This window comes from Streptomyces sp. NPDC054840 (assembly GCF_053611065.1).
In genome coordinates this window covers 1-3,196 of record NZ_JBSGZP010000775.1, presented here as the reverse complement: position 1 = coordinate 3,196, position 3,196 = coordinate 1, and the positions used below count along the sequence as shown (strand labels likewise).

At 70.0% G+C, this 3,196-nt stretch carries 3 protein-coding genes; 2 read left to right on the top strand and 1 reads right to left on the bottom strand.

Annotated elements, in window-relative coordinates; all coding sequences use genetic code 11:
• On the bottom strand, positions 1–765 hold a 765-nt coding region (locus ACWGIU_RS33820; protein ID WP_453711927.1), incomplete at its 3' end, for a hypothetical protein.
• Positions 766–1,067: 302 nt separating this feature from the next.
• Here ACWGIU_RS33820 and coaA point away from each other — a divergent pair.
• Together coaA and ACWGIU_RS33810 are read left to right on the top strand one after the other, a co-directional pair.
• Positions 1,068–2,117, top strand: coding sequence for a type I pantothenate kinase (gene coaA / locus ACWGIU_RS33815; protein WP_453711926.1), 1,050 nt, complete (start codon positions 1,068–1,070; stop codon positions 2,115–2,117).
• A gap of 23 nt (positions 2,118–2,140) precedes the next feature.
• Complete coding sequence (locus ACWGIU_RS33810) at positions 2,141–3,115, top strand: DUF389 domain-containing protein (protein WP_453711925.1); 975 nt, start codon at positions 2,141–2,143, stop codon at positions 3,113–3,115.
• The last annotated feature ends 81 nt before the right edge of the window (positions 3,116–3,196 follow it).

Here is a 3,196-nt window from a genome sequence, read left to right as displayed (position 1 = left end):
CTTCTTGACCTGCGCGTCGACGACGTCCTTCGGGAGCACCGGCTTGCCGCCCATGTTCTGCACCGAGAACGTGGCGAGGGTGTTGCCCTTGCGCACCATGACCACCTGGCCGGCCATCGGCATCTCGGCGTCACCGAAGTCCGCCAGGAAGGAGACGGACTCGTCGCCGGCCGTGACGGCGTCACCCGCGACGACCTTGTTGACCTTGAGGGCCTCGCCGTCCTGCGTCATCGTGTACCCGCCCGCGCAGGCGGTGCCCGCCTTCTTGAAGGCGGCGAACGCCTCCTCGGCGCCCTTGCCGTCGTAGGAGGTCAGGGTCACCGAGGTGCCGGTGGCGCCGGCGAGCATCTCCAAGCCGGCCTTCAGCTTGTCCGCCTCCGAGGCGTTGGGGTCGGCGGCCTTGCCGGAGGTGCCACCGACCTGGGTGCGGGCCACACCGGTGGAGGTGCCCTGGGGCTCCATCGACGCGGCCTGGCCGAGCGGCTTGCACTCGGCCTTGTCGGTGGTGGCCGCGAGGGTCTTGAGCTGGTCCGCGGAGGGCGCCTTGACGACGCTGTCCTTGGGGGCCTCGGCCTGGGTCAGCAGGAGGGACGCCAGCTCGGCGTCCGTCTTGCCCTTGGCCGCGGCGGGAGCGGAGGACGCCCCGGACGGCTTGGCGTCCACCTTGGTGTCGTCCTTCTTGTCTGCGCCGCAGGCGGTGACAAGAAGGGTCAGGGACACCGCGGACGCGGCCAGGACGGTACGACGGACAAGGGCGGTACGCACGAGAAATCTCCCCCATGGAATACGTAAGCGACAGGGCAGCCGGAACCGCGCCCCCGAAGCGGGGCCTGGGCATGACTGCGGTGATCACAATGTACGGGGCGGATGATCACCCCGTGCGTCCGGGCGCCGCACCGCCGCCAATCGTGACCCAGGCGAGACCCCAAGCATTTCCAACCGAAACCACTCGGCGTGCAACCACACCGGATACGGCCCGGCGCCGCCCGGTATCCACCCCCGCGCCCCGTTGCACACGTGACCGACCACACCACCCACAACCGCCCCGCAGCCCCGACAATGGCGGTGTGATCACTTCGCCGCCACGAAGCAACACGCCGGACAACGCAACGGAGCGCACCGGCCGGGACGGGCACCCCCCACGCTCCGGACACCGCCGGGGCCCCGAGGCCTCGCCCTACGTCGACCTCACCCGCGCCGAGTGGAGCGCCCTGCGGGAGCGGACCCCGCTGCCGCTGACCGCCGACGAGGTGGAGCGGCTGCGCGGCCTCGGCGACGTCATCGACCTCGACGAGGTCCGCGACGTGTACCTGCCGCTGTCCCGGCTCCTCAACCTCTACGTGGGCGCCACCAGCAACCTGCGCGGCACCCTCAACACCTTCCTCGGTGACGCGGGCAACGGGCACGGCGCCCAGCAGGGCACCCCCTTCGTCATAGGGGTCGCCGGTTCGGTCGCCGTCGGCAAGTCCACCGTGGCCCGCCTGCTGCAGGCCCTGCTGGCCCGCTGGCCCGAGCACCCGCGCGTGGAGCTCGTCACCACCGACGGCTTCCTGTACCCCATGAAGGAGCTCCAGCGGCGTGGGCTGACCTCCCGCAAGGGTTTCCCGGAGTCCTACGACCGCCGCGCGCTCACCCGTTTCGTCGCCGACATCAAGGCGGGCAAGGACGAGGTCCGGGCCCCGGTCTACTCGCACCTGATCTACGACATCGTCCCCGGCGAGGAACTCGTCGTCCGCCGCCCGGACATCCTCATCGTCGAGGGCCTCAACGTGCTGCAGCCGGCCCTCCCCGGCACGGACGGCCGTACGCGCGTCGCCCTCGCCGACTACTTCGACTTCAGTGTGTACGTGGACGCGCGCCCCGAGGACATCGAGCGCTGGTACCTGAACCGCTTCCGGAAGCTGCGCGCGACCGCGTTCCAGAATCCTTTTTCCTACTTCCGCAAGTACACCCAGGTCTCCGAGGAGGAGGCCATGGAGTACGCGCAGACGATGTGGCGGACGATCAACCGGCCCAACCTGCTGGAGAACGTGGCGCCCACCCGTGGCCGGGCCACCCTCGTCGTCCGTAAGGGACCGGACCACAAGGTGCAGAAGCTGAGCCTGCGCAAGCTCTAGTCGGCAGTCGCTAGGGTGCGGGAATGCTGCATCTGCGGATGATCACCCCGCACCACCTCACCGAGCAGGTGGTGGACCTGGTCGAAAAGACGGTCGGCACCACTCATCTGGTCGTCCTCACGGGCGCCGCCCGCGACCCCGAGGGCGATCTCGTGCTGTGCGACGTCGCCCGCGAGGCGGCCGACGAGCTGCTCCAGGAGATGCGCTCGCTCGGCATCGACCGGACCGGTTCGATCGCCGTGGAGAACATCGACCTGTCCATCTCCACGCGCGCCGACGACGCGGAGCACGAGGCGCCGGGCGAGGCAGCCGACGCGGTGGTCTGGGAACAGCTCGCCGAGTCGACGCACGAGGAGTCCACCCTCACGATCACCTACGCCGCATTCATGATCATCGCCACGATGATCGCGGCCTGCGGTGTGGTCCTGGACAACGCGATCCTGATCGTGGGGGCCATGGCGGTCGGCCCGGAGTTCGGCCCGCTCGCCGGCGTCTGCACCGGCCTGGTGCAGCGCCGTCCGAGGCTCGCCGGGCGTTCGTTCTTCGCGCTGGTGGTCGGCTTCACGGCGGCGATGGTGGCGACGACGGTCTTCAGCCTGATGATGAACGCGCTCGGCCTGTTCCACGAGGGAATGCTCGACGACCCGCGGCCGAACACCAGCTTCATCTGGCAGCCCGACCCGTTCTCCTTCGTCGTGGCGCTGCTCGCCGGCGTGGCCGGCATGCTGTCGCTGACCTCGGCGAAGGCCGGTGCGCTGGTCGGCGTCGCGATCTCCGTCACCACCGTCCCGGCGGGCGCCAACGCCGCGGTGGCGCTCAGCTACGGCGACCTCGGCCAGATGTGGGGCTCGGGCATCCAGCTGGCGCTCAACCTGGGCGGCATCATCCTCGCGGGCACGCTCACCCTCATCTGCTGGAAACTGCTGTGGCGCACCCAGCAGAGCCGGATGATCCGGAAGCCGGGTGCGCCACGGGGGCCGGGCAGCAGGCCGGCCTAGGTCGTCTCTTTCGGATCTTGTCGGTCGGGCCCGCGTTGTCCGGTGCCGTGCATCGCAAGGCGGAGGGGCGCCCGTGTACTG